This is a genomic window from Actinoplanes siamensis (genome assembly GCF_016862395.1).
In the GTDB taxonomy this organism is placed as follows: Bacteria; Actinomycetota; Actinomycetes; order Mycobacteriales; family Micromonosporaceae; genus Actinoplanes; species Actinoplanes siamensis.
On the sequence record NZ_BOMW01000006.1, the window covers coordinates 190,609 to 214,176 of the forward strand.

Annotated in this window: 18 protein-coding genes; 8 read left to right on the forward strand and 10 right to left on the reverse strand. The window is 72.2% G+C overall.

What is annotated here, in order from left to right; translation table 11 throughout:
- Positions 1–3 precede the first annotated feature (3 nt).
- Positions 4–1,575 (reverse strand): citramalate synthase, encoded by a 1,572-nt coding sequence (gene cimA / locus Asi03nite_RS02650; RefSeq protein ID WP_203676740.1) that lies wholly within the window; start codon positions 1,573–1,575, stop codon positions 4–6.
- 198 nt (positions 1,576–1,773) lie between these two features.
- Between cimA and Asi03nite_RS02655 the strand changes: the two genes are divergently transcribed.
- Positions 1,774–2,517 carry a tyrosine-protein phosphatase gene (locus Asi03nite_RS02655; RefSeq protein ID WP_239102310.1) on the forward strand — a complete coding sequence of 248 codons (744 nt, stop codon included), beginning with the start codon at positions 1,774–1,776 and terminating at the stop codon, positions 2,515–2,517.
- A 97-nt stretch (positions 2,518–2,614) separates the two neighbouring features.
- Here the strand turns inward: Asi03nite_RS02655 and Asi03nite_RS02660 are convergent, their stop codons facing one another.
- Positions 2,615–3,712, reverse strand: coding sequence for a branched-chain amino acid aminotransferase (locus tag Asi03nite_RS02660; protein ID WP_203676742.1), 1,098 nt, complete (start codon positions 3,710–3,712; stop codon positions 2,615–2,617).
- 126 nt (positions 3,713–3,838) lie between these two features.
- On the reverse strand, positions 3,839–4,864 hold the full coding sequence (locus Asi03nite_RS02665) for a 3-isopropylmalate dehydrogenase (protein ID WP_203676893.1): 1,026 nt from the start codon (positions 4,862–4,864) through the stop codon (positions 3,839–3,841).
- Positions 4,865–5,238: 374 nt separating this feature from the next.
- On the opposite strand from Asi03nite_RS02665, the gene Asi03nite_RS02670 reads away from it, so the two are divergent.
- A complete protein-coding gene (locus Asi03nite_RS02670) occupies positions 5,239–5,574 on the forward strand; it encodes a hypothetical protein (RefSeq protein WP_373872083.1) in 336 nt (111 codons plus the stop codon).
- Between the two features lie 21 nt (positions 5,575–5,595).
- Here Asi03nite_RS02670 and serA read toward each other — a convergent pair whose 3' ends face one another.
- The 5 genes from serA to Asi03nite_RS02695 all read right to left on the reverse strand — a co-directional run bounded on the left by serA (position 5,596) and on the right by Asi03nite_RS02695 (position 13,350).
- On the reverse strand, positions 5,596–7,170 hold the full coding sequence (gene serA, locus Asi03nite_RS02675; RefSeq protein ID WP_203676744.1) for a phosphoglycerate dehydrogenase: 1,575 nt from the start codon (positions 7,168–7,170) through the stop codon (positions 5,596–5,598).
- A 128-nt stretch (positions 7,171–7,298) separates the two neighbouring features.
- A complete protein-coding gene (gene ilvC / locus Asi03nite_RS02680; RefSeq protein ID WP_203676745.1) occupies positions 7,299–8,312 on the reverse strand; it encodes a ketol-acid reductoisomerase in 1,014 nt (337 codons plus the stop codon).
- Between the two features lie 73 nt (positions 8,313–8,385).
- Positions 8,386–8,904 (reverse strand): acetolactate synthase small subunit, encoded by a 519-nt coding sequence (ilvN, locus tag Asi03nite_RS02685; RefSeq protein ID WP_203676746.1) that lies wholly within the window; start codon positions 8,902–8,904, stop codon positions 8,386–8,388.
- 89 nt (positions 8,905–8,993) lie between these two features.
- Complete coding sequence (locus Asi03nite_RS02690; protein ID WP_203676747.1) at positions 8,994–10,823, reverse strand: acetolactate synthase large subunit; 1,830 nt, start codon at positions 10,821–10,823, stop codon at positions 8,994–8,996.
- Between the two features lie 142 nt (positions 10,824–10,965).
- Positions 10,966–13,350, reverse strand: coding sequence for a putative bifunctional diguanylate cyclase/phosphodiesterase (locus Asi03nite_RS02695; protein WP_373872077.1), 2,385 nt, complete (start codon positions 13,348–13,350; stop codon positions 10,966–10,968).
- A gap of 77 nt (positions 13,351–13,427) precedes the next feature.
- Here Asi03nite_RS02695 and ilvD point away from each other — a divergent pair, with 77 nt between their 5' ends.
- A complete protein-coding gene (ilvD, locus tag Asi03nite_RS02700) occupies positions 13,428–15,275 on the forward strand; it encodes a dihydroxy-acid dehydratase (protein WP_203676748.1) in 1,848 nt (615 codons plus the stop codon).
- A gap of 179 nt (positions 15,276–15,454) precedes the next feature.
- Here the strand turns inward: ilvD and Asi03nite_RS02705 are convergent, their stop codons facing one another.
- Complete coding sequence (locus tag Asi03nite_RS02705; RefSeq protein WP_203676749.1) at positions 15,455–16,081, reverse strand: HIT family protein; 627 nt, start codon at positions 16,079–16,081, stop codon at positions 15,455–15,457.
- A gap of 258 nt (positions 16,082–16,339) precedes the next feature.
- Between Asi03nite_RS02705 and Asi03nite_RS02710 the strand changes: the two genes are divergently transcribed.
- Positions 16,340–17,356 (forward strand): LacI family DNA-binding transcriptional regulator, encoded by a 1,017-nt coding sequence (locus tag Asi03nite_RS02710; RefSeq protein ID WP_203676750.1) that lies wholly within the window; start codon positions 16,340–16,342, stop codon positions 17,354–17,356.
- A 142-nt stretch (positions 17,357–17,498) separates the two neighbouring features.
- Here Asi03nite_RS02710 and Asi03nite_RS02715 read toward each other — a convergent pair whose 3' ends face one another.
- Complete coding sequence (locus Asi03nite_RS02715) at positions 17,499–19,550, reverse strand: putative bifunctional diguanylate cyclase/phosphodiesterase (RefSeq protein ID WP_239102312.1); 2,052 nt, start codon at positions 19,548–19,550, stop codon at positions 17,499–17,501.
- Between the two features lie 197 nt (positions 19,551–19,747).
- On the opposite strand from Asi03nite_RS02715, the gene Asi03nite_RS02720 reads away from it, so the two are divergent.
- From Asi03nite_RS02720 to Asi03nite_RS02735, 4 genes are all read left to right on the forward strand, one after another.
- On the forward strand, positions 19,748–20,170 hold the full coding sequence (locus Asi03nite_RS02720) for a PH domain-containing protein (protein WP_203676751.1): 423 nt from the start codon (positions 19,748–19,750) through the stop codon (positions 20,168–20,170).
- A 68-nt stretch (positions 20,171–20,238) separates the two neighbouring features.
- Entirely contained in the window at positions 20,239–21,405 is a 1,167-nt protein-coding gene (locus Asi03nite_RS02725) for a PQQ-dependent sugar dehydrogenase (RefSeq protein WP_203676896.1), read from the forward strand.
- 130 nt (positions 21,406–21,535) lie between these two features.
- Complete coding sequence (locus tag Asi03nite_RS02730; protein ID WP_203676752.1) at positions 21,536–23,185, forward strand: metallophosphoesterase family protein; 1,650 nt, start codon at positions 21,536–21,538, stop codon at positions 23,183–23,185.
- A 123-nt stretch (positions 23,186–23,308) separates the two neighbouring features.
- Positions 23,309–23,497 (forward strand): hypothetical protein, encoded by a 189-nt coding sequence (locus tag Asi03nite_RS02735; protein WP_203676753.1) that lies wholly within the window; start codon positions 23,309–23,311, stop codon positions 23,495–23,497.
- The last annotated feature ends 71 nt before the right edge of the window (positions 23,498–23,568 follow it).

Consider the following 23,568-nt stretch of genomic DNA (forward strand, 5'->3'; position numbering starts at 1 on the left):
GATCTACCGGGCCAGGCCGTAGGTCAGGGCGTCGACCAGGGCGGTCCAGCTGGCCTCGACGATGTTCTCGTGCACGCCGACAGTGGTCCACTCGCGCTGGCTGTCACCGGTCTCCAGCAGGACCCGGGTGATCGCGTTGGTGCCGTGCGCGCCCTCCAGGATGCGTACCTTGAAGTCGGTCAGCTCGAACGACCTCAGTGCCGGATAGTGGTTGGAGAGCGCGCCGCGCAACGCCTCGTCGAGGGCGTTGACCGGGCCGTTGCCCTCGGCGGTCGCGATCATCCGCTCGCCCTTGACCCGCACCTTGACGGTCGCCTCGGAGATCACCTTGCCGTCCTCGCGGTGCTCGACCAGCACCCGGTACGACTCCAGAGTGAACGGCTCCGCCACCTCCCCGCCGGGCAGCTCGCCGCGCACCAGCAGCTCGAACGAGGCGTCGGCGGCCTCGAAGGACCAGCCGGTGGCCTCCAGGTCCTTCACCTTGCGGGTGACCGCGGAGAGCGTGTCCGGACGGCCGGCCAGGTCGATGCCGAGCTCGCGGCTCTTGAGCTCGATGCTGGCCCGGCCGGCCATCTCGGTCACCAGGATCCGCATGTCGTTGCCGACAACCGCCGGGTCGACGTGGTTGTACAGCAGCGGATCCACCTTGATCGCGCTCGCGTGCAGCCCGGCCTTGTGGGCGAAGGCGGCGGCCCCGACGTAGGCCTGGTGGGTGTCGGGGGCGATGTTGGCGATCTCGGCGAGCGCGGACGAGACCCGCGTCGCCTTCTCCAGGCATCCGTCCGGTAGGACCTTCAGCCCGAGCTTGAGTTGCAGGTTGCTGACCGTGGCGAACAGGTCGGCGTTGCCGGGGCGCTCGCCGTAGCCGTTCGCGGTGCACTGGAAGTGCTTCACCCCGGCCTCTACCGCGGCGACCGTGTTGGCCACCGCGCAGGCGGTGTCGTTCTGGCAGTGGATGCCGAGCCGGTCGGCGCTCACCCCGGTGCGCTCCACCACCTCCTCGATCGCCTTGGTGATCATCGAGGGGAGCATGCCGCCGTTGGTGTCGCACATGACCACGCGCTCGGCGCCGGCGTCGATCGCGGTCCGTACCACGCTGGCGGTGTACTCCGGGTCGAACCGGAAGCCGTCGAAGAAGTGCTCGCAGTCGACGAACGCGCGCCGGCCGTTGGCGACCAGATGCCGCACGGTGTCCCGGACCATCGCCAGGTTCTCCTCGGGCGTGGTGCGCAGCGCCCGCTCCACGTGCCGGACGTCCGACTTGGCCACCACGCAGACCACCGGCGTGCCGGCCTGCAGCAGCGCCTGGACCTGCCCGTCGGCGGCCACGTCGACGCCGGCCTTGCGGGTCGACCCGAAGGCGACCAGCACCGCGTGCTTGAGCTGCAACTCGGTCTTCGCGCGTTCGAAGAACTCGGTGTCCTTGGGCATGGCGCCGGGCCAGCCGCCCTCGATGAAGCCCACGCCGAACTCGTCCAGCAGCCGCGCTACGGCAAGCTTGTCGGCGACCGTGTAACTGATTCCCTCGCGCTGCCCACCGTCGCGCAGCGTCGTGTCGAAGACCTGGTACTCCATCGGGGACGTCCTTTCCGTCGGTCACCCACACCACAACAAAAAGACCCCCCGCGGATGCGGGAGGTCTGCGCGGCGGCGTTGCTTCAGCCGGCGCGCTAAGTGCGAATAATCAGCACGAGGTGGGTCACGAGATGAAGCATGCCACTATCCGGCTCCGGAAAGAGCGCTGTTCCACTTATCGGGACTAGTTTTGTCGGCGTGGTTGCCGAATCATACTCGCGAAATCTAAGGTTCTCCGCCACTTACAACTTCCGCGACGTCGGCGGCTACCCCGGTCTCGACGGCCGGACCGTCCGCTGGCGACGGCTCTTCCGGGCCGACTCGCTGCACCGGCTCGGCGACGACGACGCCGCCGCCTTCACCGCCCTGGGCATCCGCACCGTGATCGACCTGCGCCGCCCGTTCGAGGTGGAGAGGTTCGGCCGGGTGCACGAGCGGTACGGCGCCGACTACCGCAACCTGGTGCTCGAGCACATCGACTGGGAGGAGGTCGAGCACCCCGAGGGCACGGTGCACGAGCGCTGGCTGGCCGACCGCTATCTCAACTTCGCCGAGGACGGCCGGGCCGGCATCCTGGACTCGCTGCGCCTGATCGCCGACCCGGCCGCCGCGCCGGTGGTGGTGCACTGCATGGCCGGCAAGGACCGGACCGGCACGATCTGCGCCCTCACGCTCGCGCTGCTCGGGGTCTCCGACCACGACATCGCCACCGACTACGCGCTGACCACTGCGGCGATGGCCCCGCTCACGGAGTACCTGCTGACCACGAGCCCGGAGACGATCGCCGGGAACGAGCACATGTTCGACTCGCCGCCCGCGGCGATGCGGCTGTTCCTGGACGATCTGCGGGCGCTGCACGGCTCGGTCGAGGACTACGTCCGCGAGATCGGCCTGACCGGCGCCGAGATCGCCGCGATGCGCCGCCACCTGTTGGAGGGCTGACCCGGCGCGCGGCAAGCGGCGAGATGGCCACAACCCGTACCGACGAAAAGCGGGTCAGCGGAGAGCGAAACGCCTCCGCTGACCCGGGACGGTCTTCTCAGAAGACGCGGTGGACCCAGCCGAACGTGTCCTCCGCGCGGCCACGCTGGATGTCCACCAGCTCCCCGCGCAGGCCCATCGTCACCTCGCCGGGAGCGCCGCCGGCGATGGTGACCTCGCCGTCCAGGCTCTTCAGCGTGCCGATCGGGGTGATCACCGCGGCGGTCCCACAGGCGAAGGCCTCGCGGACCCGGCCGGAGCGGGCGCCGTCGCGCCATTCCTGCAGGCTGATCGGGCGTTCCTCGACGCGTCGGCCGGCCCGCCCGGCCAGCTTGATCACCGAGTCGCGGGTGATGCCCGGCAGGATCGTGCCGGTCAGCGGCGGGGTGACCAGGTTGCCGTCGTCCAGCACCAGGAAGACGTTCATGCCGCCCAGCTCGTCGATGTACTTGCGCTCCACCGCGTCCAGGTAGACCACCTGGTCGCAGCCGTGCTCGATGGCCTCGGCCTGCGCGGAGAGACCCGCGGCGTAGTTGCCGCCGCACTTGGCCGCGCCGGTGCCGCCGGGGGCGGCCCGGGTGTAGTCCGGGGTGACCCAGACCGACACCGGCTTGACGCCGCCGGAGAAGTACGCCCCGACCGGGGAGGCGATCACCAGGTACAGATATTCCCGCGCGGGGCGCACGCCGAGGAAGACCTCGCTGGCGTAGGCGAACGGGCGCAGGTAGAGGCTGCCGTCCTCGCCCTCCGGGATCCACCGCCGGTCGATCGAGATGATCTCGTGCAGCGACCTGAGGAACAGCTCCTCGGGCAGCTGCGGCATGGCCATCCGCTGGGCCGACTGGGCGAAGCGCGCGGCGTTGGCGTCCGGGCGGAACATGGCGACGCCGCCGTCGGGCAGCGTGTACGCCTTCAGGCCCTCGAAGATCTCCTGCGCGTAGTGCAGCACGGCGCTGGCCGGGTCCATCGGGATCGGCGCGCGGGCCTCGACGCGGGGCTCGTACCAGCCCTTGCCCTCGGCGTAACGCACGGTGACCATGTGGTCGGTGAAGATCCGGCCGAATCCGGGATTGGCCAGCAGCGCGGCACGCTCTGCGTCGCCTACCGGCGCCGGGTTCGGGCGGATCTCGAATTCGAGGCCGTCACCACCGCTCATGACAAGAGGACCTGCTTTCTGGGAAACAAGCATGCGAGGGGTACCCGTGGTGCGCCCATGAATCTACCCCGAACGGTCGTTAAAACAATGACCGTGGGGCGTCGTGAAGCGCGGGGACGCGGAGCGTCAGACGGCGGCGGCGACCCGGTCGCCGACCTCGGCGGTACGCAGCGGCGCGCCCGCGGTGCGGGACGCGACCTCGGCCGCGACCGCCTCGGTTACTCGGCCGGCCTCGGCGTGCCGGCCCAGGTGCTCGAGCAGCAGCGCCGCGGAGAGGATGGCCGCGGCCGGGTCGGCGACACCCTGGCCGGCGATGTCCGGCGCGGAGCCGTGCACCGGCTCGAAGGTCGACGGGAACCGGCGCTCCGGGTTGACCGAGCCGCTGGCCGCCATGCCGATGCCACCGGTCACGGCGGCGGCGATGTCGGTGAGGATGTCGCCGAACAGGTTGTCGGTGACGATCACGTCGTACCGCTGCGGGTTGCTGACCATGAACATGCTGGCCGCGTCGATGTGCTGGTACTCCGTGGTGACGTCGGGAAACTCGGCGGCGACCGCGGCGAAGGCCCGCGACCACAGGTTGCCGGCGTGGGTGAGCACGTTCGTCTTGTGCACCAGGGTCAGGTGGCGGCGCTCGCGGCGCTGGGCGCGGTCGAACGCGTCCCGGATCACCCGCTCGACGCCGTGCCTGGTGTTCAGGCTCTCCTCGGTGGCGATCTCGGCGGGGGTGTCCTTGTGCAGCACGCCGCCGGCGCCGACGTAGAGGCCCTCGGTGCCCTCGCGGACCACCACCATGTCGATCTCGCCGGGCTTCACGCCGGCCAGCGGGCTGGTGGTGCCCGGCCATAGCTTGGACGGGCGGAGGTTCACATACTGGTCGAAGTCGAAGCGGAGCCTGAGCAGCAGGCCGCGCTCCAGGACGCCCGGCGGGACGCTCGGGTCGCCGATCGCGCCGAGCAGGATCGCGTCGTGGCCGGCCAGCTCCTGCTGGACCGACTGCGGCAGGACCTCGCCGGTGCGGTGGTAGAGGCGGGCGCCCAGGTCGTACTCCTGGTACTCGACCCCGGGCAGGACCGCGTCGATCACCTTGCGCGCCTGCGCGGTCACCTCGGTTCCGATGCCGTCGCCGGCCACCACCGCGATCCGCGCCACGCTCACGTCGACTCCCCACACACGTCCGGACAAGCAACACACACGGTAACCCGCAGTCCCGCGACTCGGAACGCGAGTCCCACATGGTGAACTACCCCGGACACGAACAGCCCCCGGATCGCGGCAAACGATCACGGGGGCTGCTGCGACGAGTACGCGTGGCTCGGTCCCGCCGAAATCCCACCGCCCGGCCCACGGCAGACCGCGTCACCCGAAGACGCGCCCACCGAAGAACGTGCGGCTGGGACCAACGCTAGCGATGCGGACTAAAGACGCGCAAGACGCATCCCCGCGTGTCGGCACACGGGTTCTCAACGTACGGGCGGCGGTAGTGGCACCATGCGCCGGTGAGTTTCGACCTAGTGGTGTGGGCGATGAACCCGACGGCGGCGCCGGACGAGGTGCGCGCGGCGAATGCCCGGTGCGCCGCGGGCGTACACCCGCAGCGCCCGGCCGACCCCCGCGTCGTCGCCTTCTACGACGCCTTGACCAGCACCTACCCGGATCGCGGGCCGCGGGCGACGGCACCCGGCTCGCCGTGGGCGAGCACCCCGCTGCACGCCGCCGCGGACCACATCCAGATGCGCCTGGACGAGAACTGCCCGGACGTGGTCCTGGAGACCGTGGAGCGGCTGGCCGCCGAGCTGAACCTCGACCTGCTGGACCTCCAGGACGGCACGGTGTATCCGCCACCCGCCCGGGTGGCGTAGGGCCTGTCCGCGGGACAGGCCCTACGCAGCCCGCAAATCGACCGCGGCCGCGCTGGTCGAGCGCACCCCGGCGGCCACCGTGGCCAGCAGCTCCGGGTCGACGGACGAGTCGACGGTGAGGGTCATCAGCGCCTCGCCGCCGGCGGCCTTCCGGGCGACCTGCATCGCGGCGATGTTGACGCCGGCCCGGCCCAGCGTGGTGCCGATCCGGCCGACCACACCGGGACGGTCCCGGTAGCGGAAGAACAGCAGCACGCCGTCGGCCGGCAGATCCAGCTCGAAGCCGTCCACCTCGACCAGCTTGGCGCCGGCCCCGGCCACCGCGACGGTGCGGCCGTCCGCGAGGGCGCCCCGGACCACGATCAGGCTCTCGTGCCCGCCGGCGTCCTCCGACGTCGCCAGCTCCACCTCGACCCCCCGGCCGGCGGCCAGCTGCGGCGCGTTCACATAGGTCACCCGCTCGGCCACCACGGAGGCGAACAGGCCCTTCGTGGTGGCCAGCCGGAGCACGCCGGCGTCGTGCGTGGCGACCTCGCCGCGGACCTCCACGGTGACCCGGGCGGCCACACCACCGGCGACCGCGGTGAAGACCCGGCCGAGCTTCTCGGCCAGGGGCAGGAGCTGGCGTACGTCCTCGTCCAGCGCCCCGCCGGCCCGGACGTTGACCGCGTCCGGCACGAACTCGCCGCGCAGCGCCAGCCGCACGCTCCGGGCCACCGCCAGGCCTGCCTTGTCCTGCGCCTCGACGGTGGACGCGCCCAGATGCGGGGTGACGGTCACGGTGTCGAAGGCGAACAGCGGCGACGACCTCAGCGGCTCGGTCTCGAACACGTCCAGCCCGGCCCCGGCCACCCGCCCGGCGGCTATCGCGTCGGCCAGCGCGCGCTCGTCGACCAGGCCACCCCGGGCCGCGTTCACGATCCGTACCCCGGGCTTCGCCTCGGCCAGCTCCTTCTCGCCGATCATGCCGATCGTCTCCGGCGTGCGCGGCAGGTGCACCGAGATGAAGTCGCTCTCCCGGATCAGCTCGTCCAGGCCGACCAGGCGGACGCCGAGCTGCGCGGCGCGGGCCGGCTGGACGTACGGGTCGTAGGCGATCAGGTTCGTCCCGAAGGCCGCCATCCGCTGGGCCACCAGGACACCGATCCGACCCAGCCCGACGACGCCGACGGTCTTGCCGTACACCTCGACACCGGTGTACGCGGACCTCCTCCAGTGCCCCGCCTTGAGCGCCGCGCTGGCGCTCGCGGTGTGCCGGGCCGTGGTCAGCAGCAGCGCCACCGCCTGCTCCGCGGCCGAGATGATGTTGCTGGTCGGGGCGTTGACCACCAGCACGCCGCGGGCGGTCGCAGCCGGGATGTCGACGTTGTCCAGCCCCACCCCGGCCCGCGCCACGACGCGCAGGTGTGGTGCGGCCTCCAGGGCCTCGGCGTCGATCCGGGTGGCGCTCCGGACGATCACCGCCTCGGCCGGTTGCAGTGCGTCGAGCAGCGCGGGCCGGTCCGTGCCGTCCACCGATCTGACCTCGTGGTCGGCGGTGAGCACCTCGATCGCGGCGGGCGCCAATTCCTCGGTTACCAGGACGACGGACGTCATGGAGCCTCCATCCGGGTTCGTCGGCATTGACGGACCCGAATGGTACGGACCCGCGGCCCCACCGGTCCGGTTCACTCACGGAAAAAGCCCGACCGGTCGACCGGTCGGGCTCCTTCGCGTCGCGGAGATCAGGCGGTCTCGGTGATCGGCCGGTCCACCCAGCTCATCATGCCGCGCAGCTTCTTGCCGGTGACCTCGATCGGGTGCTCGGCGCCCTGCTCCCGGTACTTCTTGAGCTCCGGGCCGCCGGCCTCGTCGTCGGCGATCAGGCGGCGGGTGAACTCGCCGGACTGGATGTCCGAGAGGATCCGCTTCATCTCCTGCTTGGTCTCCGAGTTGATCACCCGGGGGCCGGAGACGTAGTCGCCGAACTCGGCGGTGTCCGAGACGCTGTAGCGCATCCGGGAGATGCCGCCCTCGTACATCAGGTCCACGATCAGCTTGAGCTCGTGCAGGCACTCGAAGTACGCGATCTCCGGCGCGTAGCCGGCCTCGGTGAGCACCTCGAACCCGGTCTGCACCAGCGCCGCGGTGCCGCCGCAGAGCACGGCCTGCTCGCCGAACAGGTCGGTCTCGGTCTCCTCCTTGAACGTCGTCTTGATGACGCCGGCGCGGGTGCCGCCGATCGCCTTCGCGTAGGACAGGGCGAGCGCCTGGCCGTTGCCGTCCGGGTCCTGCTCGACAGCGATCAGGGCGGGCACGCCCTTGCCGTCCACGTACTGGCGGCGGACCAGGTGGCCCGGGCCCTTCGGGGCGACCATCGCGACCGTCACGTCCGCCGGGGGCTTGATCAGCTCGAAGCGGATGTTCAGGCCGTGGCCGAAGAAGAGCGCCTTGCCCGCGGACAGGTTCGGGGCGATCGACTCGGCGTAGATCTTGCGCTGCGCGGTGTCCGGCGCCAGCACCATGATCACGTCGGCCCAGGCGGAAGCCTCGGCCGGGGTCTTCACCGTGAGGCCCTGCTCCTCGGCCTTCGGGCGGCTCTTGGAACCCTCCTGCAGACCGACCACGACCTCGACACCCGAGTCGCGCAGCGAGAGCGAGTGCGCGTGGCCCTGGCTGCCGTAGCCGATGACGGCGACCTTCTTGCCCTGGATGATCGACAGGTCGGCGTCGTCGTCGTAGAACACTTCCGCGGTCATGAACTTCCTTCTTCGAATGTTGAGTCTTCAGTCCGCTCTAGGGCGGTGGGTGGGGCGGTCGGACGGGGGAAAACTAAGCGGCACGCAGCGCGGGGCCGGTGGTGATGGAGCGGGAACCGCGGCCGATCGCCACGAGACCCGACTGGACCATCTCCTTGATGCCGTACGGCTCGAGGTCGCGCAGCAACGCATCCAGTTTGTCGGGATTACCGGTGGCCTCGATCGTCAGGGTGTCCGGAGCGACGTCGATCACCCGCGCCCGGAACAACTCGACGGTCTCGAGCACCTGGCCACGCTGCGCCCGGTCGGCGCGCACCTTGACCAGCAGGAGCTCACGCTGGACCGATTGCACCGGGTCCAGCTCCACGATCTTCAGGACGTTGACCAGCTTGTTGAGCTGCTTGGTCACCTGCTCCAGGGGTGAGGAGTCGGCGTTGACCACGATCGTGATGCGGCTGACGTCCGGGTTCTCCGTCTCGCCGACCGCCAGGGAGTCGATGTTGAAGCTGCGCCGGGAGAACAGCCCGCTGACCCGGGCCAGCACACCTGGCTTGTTCTCGACCAGCACGCTGAGCGTGTGCTTGTTCGTCACTGTGCCTCCTCCGTCATGCCCGCCCGGCCCTCGCCTGCGAGGCCGTCCTCAGGTGCGGCTGGCCGCCGCTCGGTGCAGTTCGTCATGACCTAGAGGTCGTCCTCGTCGAACGTGGGACGCACGTCCCGGGCGAACATGATCTCGTCGTTGCTGGTGCCGGCCGCGACCATCGGCCACACCATGGCGTCCTTGCCGACCGTGAAGTCGATGACCACCGGGGCGTCGTTGATCTCCATGGCCTGCTTGATGACCTTGTCGACGTCCGCCTTCGACTCGCAGCGCAGGCCGACGCAGCCGAGCGCCTCGGCCAGCTTCACGAAGTCCGGGATCCGGTGCTTGTGGGTGCCCAGCTCGGTGTTGGAGTACCGGCCGTCGTAGAACAGGGTCTGCCACTGCCGGACCATGCCCAGGTTGCCGTTGTTGATCACGGCGATCTTCACCGGGATCCCCTCCAGCGCGCAGGTGGCCAGCTCCTGGTTCGTCATCTGGAAACAGCCGTCGCCGTCGATCGCCCAGACCGGGGTGTCCGGCCGGCCCACCTTGGCGCCCATCGCGGCCGGCACGGCGTACCCCATGGTCCCGGCGCCGCCGGAGTTGAGCCAGGAGCCCGGCTTCTCGTACCTGATGAACTGCGACGCCCACATCTGGTGCTGCCCGACGCCGGCGCAGTAGATCGCGTCCGGGCCGACCAGCTCACCGATCCGCTCGATCACGTACTGCGGGGCCAGCGTGCCGTCGGTCGGCTCCTCGTAACCCAGCGGGTACCGCTCGCGCAGCTCGTTGAGCGTGTTCCACCAGGCGGTGTACTGCTCGACGCCGCCGGCCGTGGCGGAGACCGCGGCGATCAGCTCGTCGATCACGTGCCGGGCGTCGCCGACGATCGGGACGTCCGCGTGCCGGTTCTTGCCGATCTCGGCCGGGTCGATGTCGGCGTGCACCACCTTGGCGTCCGGCGCGAACGAGTCCAGCCGGCCGGTGACCCGGTCGTCGAACCGGGCGCCCAGGGTGATCAGCAGGTCCGACTTCTGCAGCGCGTAGACCGCCGGGACGGTGCCGTGCATACCGGGCATGCCCAGGTGCTGCGGGTGCGAGTCGGGGAAGGCGCCGAGGGCCATCAGCGTGGTGACCACCGGGATGCCGGTCAGCTCGGCCAGCTTGCGCAGCCCCTCGGTGGCGCCGGCCTTCAGCACGCCACCGCCGACGTAGAGCACCGGGCGCCTGGCCGTCGCGATCAGCCGGGCCGCCTCGCGGATCTGCTTGCCGTGCGGGTGCAGGGTCGGCCGGTACCCGGGCAGGTCCAGGGTCGGCGGCCAGGCGAACGTGGTCTGCGACTGCTGGACGTCCTTCGGGATGTCGACCAGCACCGGGCCGGGCCGGCCGGTGGCCGCCAGGTGGAACGCCTCGGCGAGCACGCGGGGCAGCTCCTCCGGTGTCTGCACCAGGAAGTTGTGCTTGGTGATCGGCAGGGTGATGCCCTGGATGTCCGCCTCCTGGAAGGCGTCCGTGCCGATCGCCGAGCGGGAGACCTGGCCGGTGATCGCGACGATCGGCACCGAGTCCATGTACGCGTCGGCGATCGCGGTGACCAGGTTCGTCGCGCCCGGCCCACTGGTCGCCATGCACACCCCGACCTTGCCGGTGGCCTGGGCGTACCCGGTGGCGGCGTGCCCCGCGCCCTGCTCGTGCCGGACCAGGATGTGCCGGACCTTGGAGTCGAACAGCGGGTCGTACGCCGGCAGGATGGTCCCGCCCGGAATGCCGAACACGACCTCCACCCCGAGCGCCTCGAGCGACCGGACGAGCGCGCCGGCGCCCGTGGTGGCTACCGGAGCCGTGGCGACCGGAGCGGTGTTCACGGCCGCCGCGACGGTGGCCGGAGTGACTCGATGGGCGAGGGTTTCAGGCGTGGGTCTCGTCATGGCAGTTCAGACCTTTTCGGTTTGGCGTCCAGCACTCGAGCAACAAAAAAGGTCCTCGTGCAGAAGCACGGGACCTAGCGCACCCTCCTCGGCAGAGGAGCGGTGCGCTCAGATAAGTACTCGGGACGCGAAGCACATGCGGCTAACCTTGCCCCATCTCACGGCCTGAGTCAACTGATCCCACATTTTGATCACCGACCGAGGCGGAGAATTCCGGATCGGTCGGCAACAACGCTCTGAGCTGCCGCATTCCGGGGCCGAGGCGGATCACCTGGCTGCGGGCCGGCGCGCCGGCCGGCGGCCCCGAGCGCGGCGCCGGCAGCGGCCGCGGGCCGACCGGGCGCAGCGATTCCAGCCGCGACTCGAAGTGCTCGGCCGGCACGCCCCAGCCGAACAGCGAGCCCTGGCCCAGCCGGCAGCCGGCCTCCTCGACCACCTCGCGCTGGGCCTGCGTGCCGATCCCCTCGGCGAGCACCTCCAGCCCGAGCCGGTGCCCCAGCCGGACCACCACGTCCACCAGCGGCGCCGCCGTGCCGGTCCGGGACTCCGGCTCGGCCACCAGCGCGTGGTCGATCTTGAGAATGTCCACCGGAAGAGTGCGCAGCTGGGTCAGCGAGGAGTACCCGGCGCCGAAGTCGTCGAGCGCGATCCGCACCCCCGTCTCGCGCAGCTCGGCCAGGCGCCGGACCAGCTCCTCCATGTCGGTGGCGACCGCGTGCTCGGTCACCTCCAGCACCAGCCGCTGCGGCGGGACGCCCAGCTCGGCGAGGATGTCGGCGACCTGGGCGGCGTAGTCGGCGTTGTGCAGCTCCTTGGGCGACAGGTTCACCGACATCCAGATGTCGTGGCCGGCCGCCAGCCAGTCGGCGAGCTGCCGGCAGGCCTGCTCCAGCACCCAGGCGCCGATCCGGTTGATCAGGCCGGACTCCTCGGCCACCGGGATGAACTCGTCCGGCCGGACCGGGCCCAGCTCCGGGTGCGTCCAGCGGAGCAGCGCCTCGGCGCCCACCGGCCGCATCGACGGCAGGGCCACCACCGGCTGGAACACCAGGCGCAGCTCGTCACGGTCGATCGCGTGGCGCAGCTCACCGGTCAGCGTGCCGCGGCGGCGCAGCAGCTCGTCGTAGCCCGCCTGGTACCGCTCTACCCGGTTCTTGCCGCGCTGCTTGGCGTAGCGCAGGGCCAGGTCGGCGTCGTGCAGCAGCTCGCCGGTGGAGGCGACGCCGACGCTGGCGGAGAGGAAGATCTGGCCGCCGTCCACGTCGTAGGGCTCGCCCAGCACCGCGAGCAGCCGGTGCGCGGCGAGCACCGCCTCGTCCGCGTCGCCGCGCATCAGCACCGCGAACTCGTCGCCGCCCAGCCGGGCCGCCACGTCGCCGTCCAGCAGGTTGCGCCGCAGCCGGGCGCCGACCTCGGCCAGCACCGCGTCGCCCACGTCGTGCCCGCGCAGGTCGTTGACGGTCTTGAAGCCGTCCATGTCGATGCCGATCAGCGCCTTCCGCCCGTCCTGGCCCTTGAGCGCCAGCTGCAGCCCACGGCGGTTGGCCAGGCCGGTGAGCGGGTCGGTGTGGGCCAGGTCACGGAAGTGCTTCTCCCGCTGGCGCAGCTGCACGGTGTAGCGCCGCACGTCGTCCAGCGCCAGGAACTGCCGGGCGACCAGGGCCAGACCCTCGACGCTGATCCCGAAATAGCCGTACGCGTCGAGCGTGCCGCCCTCGGCCAGGTGGTAGCCGAGCGCGGCGACCACCCCGAGCATCGGGACCACCGCGTACGCCCCGCCGCGCTCCAGCACGTCGCCGGTCACCCGCACCGGCCGGTCCGCGGCCCGCACCGCCCAGGCCACCAGGATCAGCCCCGCGCTGAGCAGCAGCACCGAGGTCAGCACCAGCTCGTCGCCCCGGCGGCAGATGCCGCCGGACACCCCGGCCGAGGCCACCGCGGACAGGCTCACCCCGACGCCGACCCGCACCGTGTGCCGCCGCGGCCGGTGCGCGTGCAACGCCAGCACCCCGGTCAGCCCCAGCGCCACCACGGCCAGCACGGCCGGCAGGATCACCGCGGCGCACTGGTACGGCGTGGCGCCGCCGAGCAGCCGGGTCGGCCGGGCCACCAGCACCCAGCCCACGAACCAGATCGCCGCCGCGATGACCAGGCCGTCCAGCACGTGGCGCAGCGCCGCCGCCGGTCCGCGGGCCGCGCCGGGCAACGCCACGGTGCCGGCCAGCAGCGCCAGCGTGCCGGTCGCCATGCCGACCGCCATCAGCGTGGCCAGCGTGGTGGCGCCCGGCGCCAGGCCGCCGCCGCGGTGCTCGGTGAGCACCGCGGTGGCCAGACCGGCCAGGGCGGCCCCGACGATCAACGCGCCGCCCGCGGCGAGCAGCAGATGCGCGCGGCGCGCGGCCCCGGTGTGGCGGCGGCCCGACTGCCCGAGCAGGGCGACGGCCGGGACGGCGGCGAGCAGGCCAGCGAGGCCGGCAAGCTCCATACCGGACGGTGAATGCACGCACACACTCTGCCGGATCTTCATCGATCGCGAAACCCTGGGCGTCCCGCGCTGTGGACGTCCCTGGCCGTCGCGCCCCTGCTCGGTGGCACTATGGGGAAATGCCTGAGCTGCGCTCCCGGACCTCGACCCACGGTCGCACGATGGCCGGCGCGCGCGCCCTTTGGCGCGCCACCGGCATGACCGACGACGACTTCGGCAAGCCGATCGTCGCCATCGCCAACAGCTACACCCAGTTCGTACCGGGGCACGTGCACCTCAAGGACCTCGGCGGGCTGGTCGCCGAGTCGGTGGCCGCGGCCGGCGGCGTCGGGCGGGAGTTCAACACGATCGCCGTCGACGACGGTATCGCGATGGGCCACGGCGGCATGCTCTATTCGCTGCCCAGCCGCGAGCTGATCGCCGACGCGGTGGAGTACATGGTGAACGCGCACTGCGCCGACGCCCTGGTCTGCATCTCGAACTGCGACAAGATCACCCCGGGCATGCTGATCGCCGCGTTGCGGCTCGACATCCCGACGGTCTTCGTCTCCGGCGGCCCGATGGAGGCCGGCAAGACGGTGGCCGTCGAGGGCATCGTCCACGAGAAGCTGGACCTGGTCGACGCGATGAGCGCGGCCGCCAACGACAACGTCACCGACGCCCAGCTCGACACCATCGAGCGCTCCGCGTGCCCGACCTGCGGCTCGTGCTCGGGCATGTTCACCGCCAACTCGATGAACTGCCTGACCGAGGCGATCGGCCTGTCGCTGCCCGGCAACGGCTCGACGCTGGCCACGCACGCCTCGCGCAAGGCGCTGTTCACCGAGGCCGGGCGGCTGATCGTGGAGATCGCCAAGGAGTACTACGAGAAGAACGACGAGTCGGTGCTGCCGCGCTCGATCGCCAACCGGGACGCCTTCGAGAACGCGGTCGCCCTGGACGTGGCGATGGGTGGCTCCACCAACACCGTGCTGCACCTGCTGGCCGCGGCGCGGGAGGCCGGCCTGGACTTCAGCGTGGCCGACATCGACGCGATCTCCCGCCGGGTGCCCTGCCTGGCCAAGGTCGCGCCGAACAGCCCGAAGTACCACATGGAGGACGTGCACCGGGCCGGTGGCATCCCGGCGCTGCTGGGCGAGCTGAACCGCGGCGGCGCGCTGAAGACGGACGTCCGCGCGGTGCACGCCCCGTCGCTGTCCGTCTGGCTGGACAAGTGGGACATCCGCGGCGGGAACCCGTCGCCCGAGGCCCTGGAGCTGTTCCACGCCGCGCCGGGCGGGGTGCGCACCACCGAGCCGTTCAGCACGACGAACCGCTGGGCGAAGCTGGACACCGACGCGGTCGAGGGCTGCATCCGGTCGGTGGAGCACGCGTACACGGTCGACGGCGGGCTGGCGATCCTGTTCGGCAACCTCGCCCCGGACGGTTGCGTCGTCAAGACCGCCGGCGTCGACGAATCGATCTGGAAGTTCACCGGTCCGGCCCGGGTCTACGAGTCCCAGGACGACGCGGTCGCCGGCATCCTCGGCAAGGAGGTCGTCGAGGGCGACGTCGTGATCATCCGCTACGAGGGTCCCAAGGGCGGCCCCGGCATGCAGGAGATGCTCTACCCGACCTCGTTCCTCAAGGGCCGGGGCCTGGGCAAGGCCTGCGCGCTGATCACCGACGGCCGGTTTTCCGGCGGCACCAGCGGCCTCTCCATCGGCCACGTCTCCCCCGAGGCGGCCGGCGGCGGCCTGATCGCGCTGGTCCAGACCGGTGACGAGATCACCATCGACATCCCGGGCCGCAGCATCACCCTCAACGTCCACGACGACGTGCTGGCCCAGCGCCGGCACGAGGAGGAGCGGCGTCCCAAGCCGTATTCCCCGGCCAACCGGCAGCGGCCGGTCTCGGCGGCGCTGCGCGCCTACGCCTCGATGGCGACCAGCGCGAGCGACGGCGCCTACCGGCGCGTTCCGGAATAGAGCTGTTCCTTCGGCGCGGCCGGGACCTGGGTCCCGGCCGCTTCCGTTCGCGTCGTACGGCGTCAGCCCGGTCTTCTCGGCGCTTTCAGCGCGTCACCCGCCGCGCGGCGTTCTCCACGCGGCACCCGGCCGCCGTGGTCTCCTCACGCTTTTCCGCCTTCTCGGCGCTTTTCAGCGCGTCACCCGGCCGCGCCGGGTTCTCCACGCGGCACCCGGCCGCCGTAGGACTCGGCCAGCGCCTGCGCGACCTTCGCGGCGTCGGCCTCGGCCACGTCGTCCGGGTACGCCGGAAGCAGATCGTCCCAGACCGGCAGCCACGACCCGAAGAACTGGCCCTGGCCCTCCGGACGCCCGAAGAACCAGAGGTGCAGGTGCGCGGCGCCGTCGCCGAATCGGGAGACGTGCGCCCGGGCGACGTGCGGCAGCGCCTGGACGTGGCCGGCGATGTGCTTGGTGAGCACGCCCAACTCGGCGGCGAGCGGGTCCGGAAGATCGGCCAGATCGTGGTGGTCACGCGGATGGAGCATCAGGACCAGCGGCACGCCGGCGCCGGCCACCCTGGTCAGCCGCCAGTGGTCGTCGAGCCAGATGCCCTGGTCACGGTGCCGGCAACTGTCGCAGTCCGACGGGTCCTCACCGTGCCGCGGAGGTTCCGGCAGGACCGGCGGGCGCAGGGGCGAGACGCGCAACCCCTCCGGTTCGAACGGGCTCACCTCCCACATCGTCATCCGGGCCGGCGGCAGCCTCCGGTCGTCGTCGGTCGCGGCGAGGGCGTGCTCGTAGAACTCGTCAGGTCGCAGTGCCATGGCTGCAGGCTAGTGCGTGGCGTCCGACTCGTTCGATGAGACGTCTTCCCGCTGGGCGAAGCCGTGGCCCCGGCGGCAGCGTGACGGATCTCGATCGACTCCCCGTGACTTAACCGGTCAAGTACACTCCGGATGCCGGTTCGGCTCCCCTCGGCCACCGCCGGATAAGCTCAGCCGCAAACCACCGCCTTTCCACCTTTCCGCTCCCGGTTCCGGCTTCCGGCTTCTCCGCACACGGGCGGGCACAGAGGAGACTGAGTGAAACGGCCCACGATCGCCGACATCGCCCGGCGTGCCGGTGTGTCCAAGGGCGCCGTGTCCTATGCGCTGAACGGACAGCCCGGCGTCTCCGAGGCGACCCGCAAGCGGATCCTGGCCATCGCGCAGGAGATCGGCTTCAACGCCAACAGCGCCGCCCGGGCGCTCTCCGGCGCGCGGGCCCGCGCCGTCGGCCTGACCCTCTGCCGGCCCGCCCGGATCCTCGGCATCGAGCCCTGGTTCATGGGCCTGATCAGCGGCTTCGAGGCCGAGCTCGGCGCCCAGTCGTACGCGCTGACGCTGCAGGTGGTGGCCTCCCCGGAGCAGGAGGTGGAGGTCTACCGGCGGTGGTGGGGCGAGCGCCGGATCGACGGCGTGATCGTCACCGACCTGCGGGAGAACGACGTCCGCATCCCGGTGCTGCAGCAGCTCCAGCTGCCCGCCGTGGTGATCGGCGGGTCCGGCGAGGCCGGCGCGGTCACCCAGATCTGGTCCGACGACGGCGGCGCGATCACCGAGGCGGTGCGGTACCTGGTGGCGCTCGGCCACTTCCGGATCGCCCGGGTCAGCGGGGTGCCGGACCTGCTGCACACCCAGGTGCGGACCAAGGCGTTCAACCAGGTGTGCGCGTCGCTGGGGCTGACCGACGCGGTGACCGTGCCGGCCGACTACACCGGCGAGGAGGGCAGCCGCGCCACCCGCCGGCTGCTGATCGGCGGGGACCGCCCGACCGCGATCATCTACGACAACGACGTGATGGCTGTGGCGGGTCTGGCCGTGGCGCAGGAGATGGGCCTGTCGGTGCCGGGCGACCTGTCGATCGTGGCCTGGGACGACTCGCCGCTGTGCAGTCTGGTGCACCCGCCGTTGACCGCGCTGAGCCGGGACGTCTCCGGGTACGGGGCGCAGGCGGCACGGGAGCTGCTGAACGCGATCGACGGCCGGAGGGTGGGGAACGTCCAGGCCCAGACCGCCCACCTGACGCCCCGCGGAAGCACCGCCCCACCCCGCCCGTGACCCACCGCGCCCACCCGAAGCCCGCGAGACACCTCCCAGCCGCCCGGACTGGCCACTTCGCAGGCCTCTCGAGGCCCGCGCGACGCCTCCGGGGTGGCGGCTGACTGCCGGGCGTCTGTCGAACCCGCTGGCGCCGAGGCGGTCACTGGTTGCGGTCGACCCGGTGGCTTTCCAGGTAGGCCTCGATGCGTTCGGCCGGCGCGGGCGGGGCCACCGCCAGCCCCTGGCCGTACCGGCAGCCCGCCGCGAGCGCACGCTCGATGTGCTGCGGCGTGTCCAGGCCCTTGGCCACGATGTCCAGCCCGATCCGGCGGGCCAGGCCGACCACCACCTCCAGCTCCGCGCCCCCGGCCGGCTCGCTGAGCTTGAGCATGTCGACCGGGAGCCGGCGCAGCTGCGTCAACGACGTCCGGCTGGAGCCGAAGTCGTCAAGCGCGGCGCGCACCCCGTGCCGGCGCAGGCCGGCCAGCGCCGCCACGATCGCCGGCCCGTCCTCGGCGATCCACGTCTGGGCGATCTCGACGACCAGGCGTTCCGGGGCCACGCGGTGCCGCCGCAGGGCGGCGGTGACCTGCTCCGGGAAGCGGGCGGTGAGCAGCTCCCGCGGGCCGGCGCCGACCGACGCCCAGAACCCGCCGTCGGCGCCGGTCCAGTCCCGCAGGTGCCGGCAGGCCACGTCCAGCACCCACTCGTCCAGTTCCGCGGTGATGCCCAGATCGGCGGCGATCGGCAGCACCTCCTCCGGCTGGATCACCCCGAGCCGCGGGTGCCACCAGCGCAGCAGCGCCTCGACCCCCACCGGGCGACCGTCGCGCAGGTCGGTGACCGGCTGGAAGACGACGTCCAGCTCGCCGCGACCGGCCGCGCCGGGCAGCTCGCGCTCCAGGTCCGTCCGGCGTTGCAGCTGCAGCCCGACATCCGGGTCGTACCACTCCACCGAGTCCCGGCCGAGCTGGTGGGCGCGCCGGCGGGCCAGGTCGGCGCGCCGCAGCGCCCCGTCCGGCCCGGGAGCTCCGGCCAGCTCGGCCAGGCCCACGCTGGTGTGCAGGCGCACCTGCGCGCCGGGCAGCGCGAACGGTTCGCCGAGCGCTGTCACGATGCGGGTGGCCAGTGCGTAAGCCGGGACCGCCGACTCCGGCGTGAGCACCGCGAACTGGTCCCCGCCCAGCCGGGCCGGCACGTCCTCGGCTCCGGTCAGCGCGCGCAGCCGGCGGGCCACCTCGATCAGCACGGCGTCGCCGGCCGCCCGCCCGTGGGTGTCGTTCACCTCCGCCAGCCCGTGCAGGTCGACCACCAGCAGCGTGCCCTGCGGCCCCGGGCGGCGGCGGGAGGCCAGCAGGTCGCGCATCAGCGCCTGCCGGTTCGCCAGGCCGGTGAGCTGGTCGAGGTATGCCAGGCGGTGCAGGGTGCGCTCCAGGTGGCGGCGCTCGCCGACGTCCCGCACGTGCACCACCAGCGCCGCGACCTCGGGCACCGCGCGCTGGTCGGAGATGGTCGACTCGGTGTCCCGCCAGAGCTGGGCGCCGTCCCGCAGCCGCGCGCTGACCAGCACCGGTGGGCCGCCCTCGTGCTCGCCGGCGAGCACCGCCCCGATCACCGCGAGCGCGTCGCCGGCGTCCTCCGGGTGGATCAGCTCGCCGAACGCGCGGCCCACCACCTCGTCGTCGCGCAGCCCGAACAGCCGCGCCGCGGCCGGCGACTGCCAGCGCACGGTGAGGTGCTCGTCGAGCACCAGGGTCAGGTCGGTGGCGCCGGCCACCAGTGACCGGAAGTGCGCCTCGGTGACCCGCAGGCGGGCCGCGTACCTCCGGATGTCGCGGACCACCAGCAACTCGCGCATGACCAGCACACTGACCATGATCACCGCGAAGACGACGGCTTCGGCGCCGAAGCCGGGCGAGGTCAGCGGGCGCCACACCGCCGCCATGCCGACCGCGGCCGCGACCGCCACCGCGGTGAGCACCAGCGCCACCCCGGACCCGGACCGGAGCGCGGGCACCGGGCGGGGACGGGCCACCAGGTGGGCGGCGGCGCACAGGCCGGCGGCGCCCACCCCCACGGCCTGTGCGGCCGGGCCGGGCAGCAGCCCGGCGGCGACGGCGAGCAGCACGAGAACCGCCGCCGAGGCGACGGCGAGCAGGACCGCCCGGCCGTCGGCGCCCGGGCGGGCCGGCGTGCGGGGCGGCACGGCCACGACGAAGTCCTCTGCGTTCAGGCCGGGGATCGGCTCCCGACGCGCGGGGCGGAACAAGCGGTCGCTGCACCGGACAACGAAACGCCGCCGGATCGGTTACGGACCGCCCGGCCACGGATCGCAAGGCCATGGACGGACGCGGGGTCAACTCGGGGCTGCGGAAAACCCGCCGGTGCGCCAGTGGGAGGATGGGAGGCGTGAGCAAACGTCCCGTCCTGCGCGTTCGCAAATCCGGCGCCACGCTGGTGGCCTCCGGCATCGCGTTCGTCGGCACGGTGCCGCTGGCCGGCGCCTCCTGGGCGCTCGCACCGGTGCTGCTGGTCCCGCTCGGCGCGCTTGCCTGGTCCTGGCGCGCGGGCACCGACGTCTACGCCGACGAGCTGCGGGTCCGCGCCCTGTTCGGCGGCAACCGGGTGCCCTGGAGCCGGATCACCGAGCTGGCGCCGGACCAGCGGGGCCGGGTGTCCGCCCTGCTCGACAACGGGAACGTGATCCGCCTGACCGGCGTCACCCGGGACAACCTGCCGCTGGTGCTGGCCGCGGCCGGCAAGTCACCGGCGTCCGCGGAGGACGCGGACACGGCTGACGAGGAGGGCGAACCAGCCACCGTGCGGCCGTGACCCGCCTCCCCGGGAACTGTCAGGGGCCGCGGTTACCCTGTGACCGGCAGCAGAGCTGAGGGGGTGGTCTGGCCGTGCGTTCCCGCCGGGGCCGTGCCGCGGTCGCGACATTGACGGTCGTGCTGGCGCTGACCGCAGGGTGCAGTTTCGGCCCACCCGGGCCGGACCAGGCCGGCACCGCGCCCAATCTGCCCGCCCCGTCGATCGCCGCCACCGCCAGCGACGCCCCGGGTGACCGGGAGGTCGCGGTCACGGTGCTGGCCAAGGGCCTCGAGGTGCCCTGGGGCATCGCCTTCCTGCCCGACGGGTCGGCCCTGGTCACCGAGCGCGACACGGCCCGCATCCTGAAGGTCGGTCCCGACTCGGACGCGGACGGCCTCGAGGTCACCGAGGCGGCCCGCCTGGCGGAGGTGCGCGCCTCCGGCGACGGCGGCCTGCTGGGCATCGCCGTCTCGCCGAAGTACACGTCCGACAAGACGATCTTCGTCTACTACTCCACCGCCACCGACAACCGGATCGGCAAGCTGGTCCTGGGCCAGGCGCCGGAACCGATCCTCACCGGCATCCCGCGCTCCCCCCAGCAGAACGGCGGGGCCCTGGCCTTCGGGCCGGACGGTTACCTCTACGCGGGCACCGGCGACGGCACCTCCACCGGCGCCCAGGCGCAGGACCCGAAGAGTCTGGGCGGCAAGATCCTGCGGATGACCACGGCCGGCCGGCCGGCCCCGGGCAACCCGGTGAAGGATTCCCTGGTCTGGTCCTCCGGCCACCGCAACGTGCCGGGCCTGACCTGGGACAAGAGCAGGCGGATGTTCGCCACCGACAACACCCAGCCCAAGTTCTCCGAGCTCAACGTGGTGCAGAAGGGCAAGGACTACGGCTGGCCCAAGGCCGACGGCACGGCCGGCGGTGGCAAGTTCGTCAACCCGCTGATGGCCTGGCCGACCGCCGACTCGTCGTGCGGCGGGGTGGCCTCGCTGGAGACCATGGTGGCCACCGCCTGCCTGCTCGGCAAGCGGATCTACCTGCTCGACGTCACCGGCAACGGCACCGTCCTGGGCACCCCGCAGGAGCTGCTCACCGGAAAGTACGGCCGGCTGCGCGCCCTGGTCGCCGCGCCGGACGGGTCGTTCTGGGTGAGCACCTCCAACCAGGAGGACACCGGCAAGCCGGACCCCGAGGACGACCGCCTGATCCGGCTCGTCTTCTCGGACGGCGGCGCCGGCCGGAGCTGAGACGGTGATGACGGCTTCGCCACAGGCCCATCGGAATTCGGACGGGGATGAGCGCCCCGCCGCACGCCCGGCCGGGGCTGAGACGGCGATGACTGTTTCGCCATCCGCACGGCTGGGCAGGTGAGCCGCGATGAGTGAGCTCACCGTCCCGGCCACACCCGCGTGGCGCCGACGCCTGCGCGCGGCGGCCGACCTGACCGTCCGGGTCTGGAGGCACCGGTGGTTCCGCAGCACCCGGATCGCCGCCGCGGTCGGCCTGGTCAGCATCACCGCCGCGATGATCGGGGTGATGCTGTTCGCGCACACCGGCATCGACGTGGGCCCGTTCCGGGCGGAGATGTCGCTGCGGCCCACCGTGCTGGGCGGCACCGAGGTGGACATCCCGCCGCTCGGGTCGCTGCACCTGGACAGCCACCGTGGCACGCTGCACCTCAAGGTGGAGCTCGGCTCGCTCGACCAGAGCCGCACCGAGGCGCTGATCGACAACCCGACCGCGATCAGCACGGCCGGCGACCGCGCGGTCGACGAGGTCACCGACGGGGTGACCCGGCTCGCCCTGCGTACGGTCGGGTTGTCGGTGCTCGGCGCGGTCCTGGCGGCCGCGCTGATCTTCCGCAGCGTCCGGCGCACCGCGGCGGCCGGGCTGACCGCGCTGGTGGTCAGCGTCGGCAGCGTCGGGCTGGCCGCCGCGACCATCCGGCCGAACGCGATCAGTGAGCCGCGTTACGAGGGCCTGCTGGTCAACGCGCCGGCCGTGGTCGGTGACGCCCGGCGGATCGCGGACAACTACGGGCGGTACGCGGATCAGCTGCAGCAGATCGTCAGCAACGTCAGCCGGATCTACACCACGGTGTCGGCGCTGCCGGTCTACGAGCCGGCCGGCAACACCACCCGCATCCTGCACGTCTCCGACCTGCACCTGAACCCGGCGGCGTGGGGCCTGATCCGCACCGTGGTGCAGACCTTCGACATCGACGCGGTGATCGACACCGGCGACATGGTCGACTGGGGCAGCAGCGCCGAGACCTCCTACGTCTCGTCGATCCCGTCGACAAACGTGCCGTACATCTATGTCCGCGGCAACCACGACTCGGTCGCCGTCCAGGCCGCGGTCGGCCGCCAGCGCAACGCCGTCGTGCTCGACGACAAGCTCACCACGGTCGACGGGCTGACCATCGCGGGGATCGGCGACCCCCAGTTCACCCCGGACAAGAGCGAGTCGAACACGGCCGGCGACAACGCCGGCGCGGAGCTGCTCACCGCCTCCGGGGAACGCCTGGTCAAGACGATCCAGGAGTCCGGCAGGAAGGTGGACATCGCGCTCGTCCACGACCCGGCGATGGCCCAGCCGTTGTCCGGCGTGGTTCCGCTGGTGCTCTCCGGCCACAAGCACAAGCGCTCGGTCGCCATGCTGCCGGCGCCGTCGCCGCCCACGCCGGACCCGTCGGCGTCGGCGTCGCCCTCCCCCGCGCCGTCGGCGTCGGCGGCGCTTGCGGCCCCGATGCCGACCCGCCTGATGGTCGAGGGGTCGACAGGTGGCGCCGGCCTGCGCGGGCTGGAGAACGAGGAGCCGACGCCGCTCTCGCTGTCGGTGCTGTACTTCGACGAGAACCACGAACTGAAGGCGTACGACGACATCGAGCTGGGCGGCACCGGCGAGTCGAACGTCGAGATGCAGCGCAACGTGGTCGGCCTCGACGACGAGGAGAAGGGGGTCACTCCGGCGCCCTCGACCCCGGCGACGGTCTCCAGCACTCCGGTGCGCCGGCCGAGCCGCTGACCCGGCAAGGAGTCACCGAGCGGCAGTCTCCGGCGCCGAGCGCTCCGGCTGGAGGCCACCGGGCGGCTGTCGGCCGCTGAGCCGGGGAGGAGTCAGCGGGCGGCGGATGGGTATACGCCGATCATGAGCGACGTCAATCCGGAACAGGACCCCGACTCCGTGATCCACGACGAGGCGCAGCCGGCCGATGCCGGATGGGCCGCCGACGAGGAGCGGCCGGAGGAGGCGCACGGCGGCAGCATGGCTCCCGGCCTGGTGGACGACACCGGCGACCGGACAAGCGAGGCCCGAGGCCTGGAAGCGGAGGGCTGAGACCGCGGCCCGCGAAGCGCACTGCCGGCAAGGAGCCGAGCCGATGCCCGGCCCGCCGGAAACGGGCCGGG

Bases quoted from the DNA above. Each gene is read 5' to 3' on its own strand.
- cimA (WP_203676740.1), bottom strand. From the start codon at position 1,575: ATGGAGTACCAGGTCTTCGACACGACGCTGCGCGACGGTGGGCAGCGC.
- Asi03nite_RS02660 (WP_203676742.1), bottom strand. From the start codon at position 3,712: ATGAGCGGTGGTGACGGCCTCGAATTCGAGATCCGCCCGAACCCGGCG.
- Asi03nite_RS02670 (WP_373872083.1), top strand. From the start codon at position 5,239: ATGAACCCGACGGCGGCGCCGGACGAGGTGCGCGCGGCGAATGCCCGG.
- serA (WP_203676744.1), bottom strand. From the start codon at position 7,170: ATGACGTCCGTCGTCCTGGTAACCGAGGAATTGGCGCCCGCCGCGATC.
- ilvC (WP_203676745.1), bottom strand. From the start codon at position 8,312: ATGACCGCGGAAGTGTTCTACGACGACGACGCCGACCTGTCGATCATC.
- Asi03nite_RS02690 (WP_203676747.1), bottom strand. From the start codon at position 10,823: ATGACGAGACCCACGCCTGAAACCCTCGCCCATCGAGTCACTCCGGCC.
- Asi03nite_RS02695 (WP_373872077.1), bottom strand. From the start codon at position 13,350: ATGAAGATCCGGCAGAGTGTGTGCGTGCATTCACCGTCCGGTATGGAG.
- ilvD (WP_203676748.1), top strand. From the start codon at position 13,428: ATGCCTGAGCTGCGCTCCCGGACCTCGACCCACGGTCGCACGATGGCC.
- Asi03nite_RS02705 (WP_203676749.1), bottom strand. From the start codon at position 16,081: ATGGCACTGCGACCTGACGAGTTCTACGAGCACGCCCTCGCCGCGACC.
- Asi03nite_RS02730 (WP_203676752.1), top strand. From the start codon at position 21,536: ATGAGTGAGCTCACCGTCCCGGCCACACCCGCGTGGCGCCGACGCCTG.
- Asi03nite_RS02735 (WP_203676753.1), top strand. From the start codon at position 23,309: ATGAGCGACGTCAATCCGGAACAGGACCCCGACTCCGTGATCCACGAC.